This window comes from Eudoraea sp. (genome assembly GCF_049665975.1).
Taxonomy (GTDB): Bacteria; Bacteroidota; Bacteroidia; order Flavobacteriales; family Flavobacteriaceae; genus Eudoraea.
Genome location: NZ_JBATGR010000396.1, coordinates 1 through 3,082 on the forward strand (window position 1 = coordinate 1; position 3,082 = coordinate 3,082).

Sequence of the window (3,082 nt, forward strand, 5' to 3'; positions counted from 1 at the left end):
CATTACTGGGCTTATGGTTACTATCTATTATCGGTTTGAGTGTTTTAGGAATACAACAAGCATCTGCCCACGCTTTTAGCGGAACGACCACAATTAAGGAGGATTTAAATTTTCCTTCCGGGATTGATACATTGCGCATAAACCTCAGGTCCAGTGATCTTTATGAAAATCAGGAAAACGTAGGGATCAATGGAATGACGATTACCTATGATGAAAACGGGGATAAGCTATTATTTGCGAACGACGTCCGTTTTGATATTAAGAAGTCTGAGGATTCTATTGCTCATATTCGAATTAGAAAGGACGCAGACGGTAATTCTTTTGCAACTGCAAAAGAAAGGGCAAGCCAAATCGATTATAATTATTCCATTAACAATAATACCTTGTTACTCGATAATTTTCACACAACAGATGCCAAAAATAAGGTTAGGGACCAGGAAGTACGCATCACGGTTTTTGTTCCTGTAAAAAGCGTCATAAGGTTTGATGAATCTGCCAAACGCCACATTGGGAGAATAACCCGATACGACAAAGATATTTATCGAAACGATATAATAGATTACCAATGGCTTATGCAAGAGAACGGTGTATTGCAGTGTCTGGATTGTCCGGAAGAATTGGAAGAGGAAGATGATGATGACGAAGATGGTCGTATAATTATCAATGAAAATGGAGTAGATATTGACATTAAAGACAATGGTGATTCCTTTAAGATGAAAATTGACGAGGAAGGAGTAAAGATCAAAACCAATGATAATAACTAAAAGTTTACAATTCATCATTGCTATTCAACAACTGGGTAATACATATTAAATTTTTCTAACAAAAACAGAGAATTTTGATCAATCAATTTAAAACAATAATCAATAAATCAGCGTCCAGATAAAATTTGGACATTTTAAAAACGACAATCATGACAACATTAGCAAGAATTACAATCGCATTAATCCTGGCACTATTTCTTTCCTCATGTGCCTTTGACATTAATTTTGGTGACGGCCAAAAAGGAAACGGTGTTATTGCAGAAGACCGAAGAGAGGTAACCGAAGAGTTTACCGTTGTATCTGCCTCAGAAGGCCTTGATGTTTATATTACGCAGGCCAAAGATTTTGAAATCACAGTGGAGGCAGATGAAAATATTATTGATCTTATTGGAACGGATATAAGAGATGGTAAACTAAAAATCCATGCAATTGAAAATATTGGCCGAGCAACTAAAAAAGTATATGTTTCTTTGCCCGATATTACTGGACTGGAATCCTCAAGTGGTGCGGATCTTTATGGGAAGGGAGTTATTAAATCTGATAAAATAGCATTGAAGGCCTCTAGTGGCTCGGATCTGCAGGTAGAATTAAGTGCCGATGAGGTTGATGCCAGTACAAGCAGTGGGGCGGGTATTAAATTATCCGGCGAAGCCAATATGCTATTTGCTGATGCCAGCAGTGGTTCAGATATTAAGGCCAGAGATTTTAATGTACAAACCTGCCGTGCCGATGCAAGCAGCGGGGCAGATATTTCTGTAAATGTATCCGAATCTCTGACTGCTGAAGCCAGCAGCGGGGCAGATATTTCCTATACCGGAGAAGCAACAGTTCAAACGAAGAAATCTGTTTCCGGCAGCGTTCACAAGCAATAAAAGACATTTTCACTAATAAACAACATCATCCTGAACCATATTATGTTAACCCCGGCAAGAATGCCGGGGTTTTATTTTGTTCTATATTGGATTTATTTATATTAGTGGTAAACAATTAGTTAATGAACATTGCCTTAAAAGAGTATATATTACCTTTAAAACACACCTTTACAATTTCGAGGGAATCTCATGATTTTCAAACTACGCTAATAGTTTCACTCTCCTCCGAAAATTGTACCGGTTATGGTGAAGCAACTTCCAATTCATATTATGGGATCAGCTGTGAAAGCATGATCTCTGAGATTGAAGCAATTCGCGCCCAAATAGAGACCTGTAATTTTAAAAATGCTGAAGATTTTTACACCTTAATTGCAGCCACAGGATTGAGCAACTTTGCCTTATGTGCTTTGGATCTTGCGGCTCATGACCTCTATGGTAAAATCGTTGGAAAACCGCTATACGAGATTTGGGGTACTTCTAAAGATAATTACCCTATTACCAATTATACTATTGGTCTGGATACAATAGACAAAATGGTAGCAAAAATGAAAGAAAAACCCTGGCCTATTTACAAAATTAAGCTGGGAACGGATAATGATGTGGCCATTATTAAAGAGTTGCGTAAACACACAAAAGCTATTTTCAGGATTGATGCCAATTGTGCCTGGACCGCAGCGGAAACTATTCACAATGCACCCTTGTTAAAGGAATTGGGCGTTGAATTTTTAGAACAACCCCTTAAGGCCGATGATTGGGAAGGTATGGAAAAAGTAATTCACCAAAGTGTTCTTCCGGTAATTGCAGACGAGAGTTGTATTGTAGAGGATGATGTGGAGAAATGCGCACTCCACTTTAATGGAATAAACATAAAGTTGACAAAATGTGGGGGACTAACGCCCGCTTTAAGAATGATAGATAAAGCCAGGGAACTAGGCCTTAAAGTCATGGTAGGGTGCATGACGGAATCTACCGTTGGGATTTCTGCTATTGCCCAGCTATTACCTCAATTGGATTATGTAGATATGGACGGAGCAATGTTATTATCCGAGGATATTGCAAATGGAGTTCAAATTAAAGAAAATGGTCGTGTTGTTTTTCCCGGATTAAATGGCAGCGGAATAGAATTATTAAAATGACCTCTTACATTGATTCTTTTCCCGGGCGCGAAATTATAATTGAACGAAAAAAATTTCTTTACTTCGGTGGAACCTCGTATTTTGGAATGCAAACTGATAAGGACTTCCAGAATATTTTTATAACAAATATCAAAAAATATGGCACCAGCTATGGTGCTTCCAGAATTTCAAATGTTCAGCTATCGGTTTATAAAAAAGCGGAAAATCATCTTTCAAAATGGATTGGTAGTGAAGACTGTACAGTCCTTTCTTCAGGTTATCTTGCCGGTCAATTGATTTGCAGTTTACTCAGTACTAAGCAGTATAGGCT

2 protein-coding genes and 2 pseudogenes are annotated in these 3,082 nt (G+C 37.9%); all 4 read left to right on the forward strand.

Features of this window, described 5'->3' with window-relative positions:
• A pseudogene (locus WBN20_RS13250) lies at nucleotides 1–764 on the forward strand (PspC domain-containing protein); the annotation flags it as partial.
• Nucleotides 765–913: 149 nt separating this feature from the next.
• The gene (locus WBN20_RS13255) at nucleotides 914–1,636 is read left to right on the forward strand and encodes a head GIN domain-containing protein (RefSeq protein WP_424271822.1); all 723 of its coding nucleotides are present in this window, start codon (nucleotides 914–916) and stop codon (nucleotides 1,634–1,636) included.
• 122 nt (nucleotides 1,637–1,758) lie between these two features.
• A complete protein-coding gene (locus WBN20_RS13260; protein ID WP_424282043.1) occupies nucleotides 1,759–2,772 on the forward strand; it encodes a dipeptide epimerase in 1,014 nt (337 codons plus the stop codon).
• A pseudogene (locus WBN20_RS13265) lies at nucleotides 2,769–3,082 on the forward strand (pyridoxal phosphate-dependent aminotransferase family protein); the annotation flags it as partial. The gene WBN20_RS13260 and the pseudogene WBN20_RS13265, both read left to right, overlap by 4 nt.

Coding starts and splice junctions, on each gene's coding strand:
- WBN20_RS13255 (WP_424271822.1), top strand. CDS start 914: ATGACAACATTAGCAAGAATTACAATCGCATTAATCCTGGCACTATTT.
- WBN20_RS13260 (WP_424282043.1), top strand. CDS start 1,759: ATGAACATTGCCTTAAAAGAGTATATATTACCTTTAAAACACACCTTT.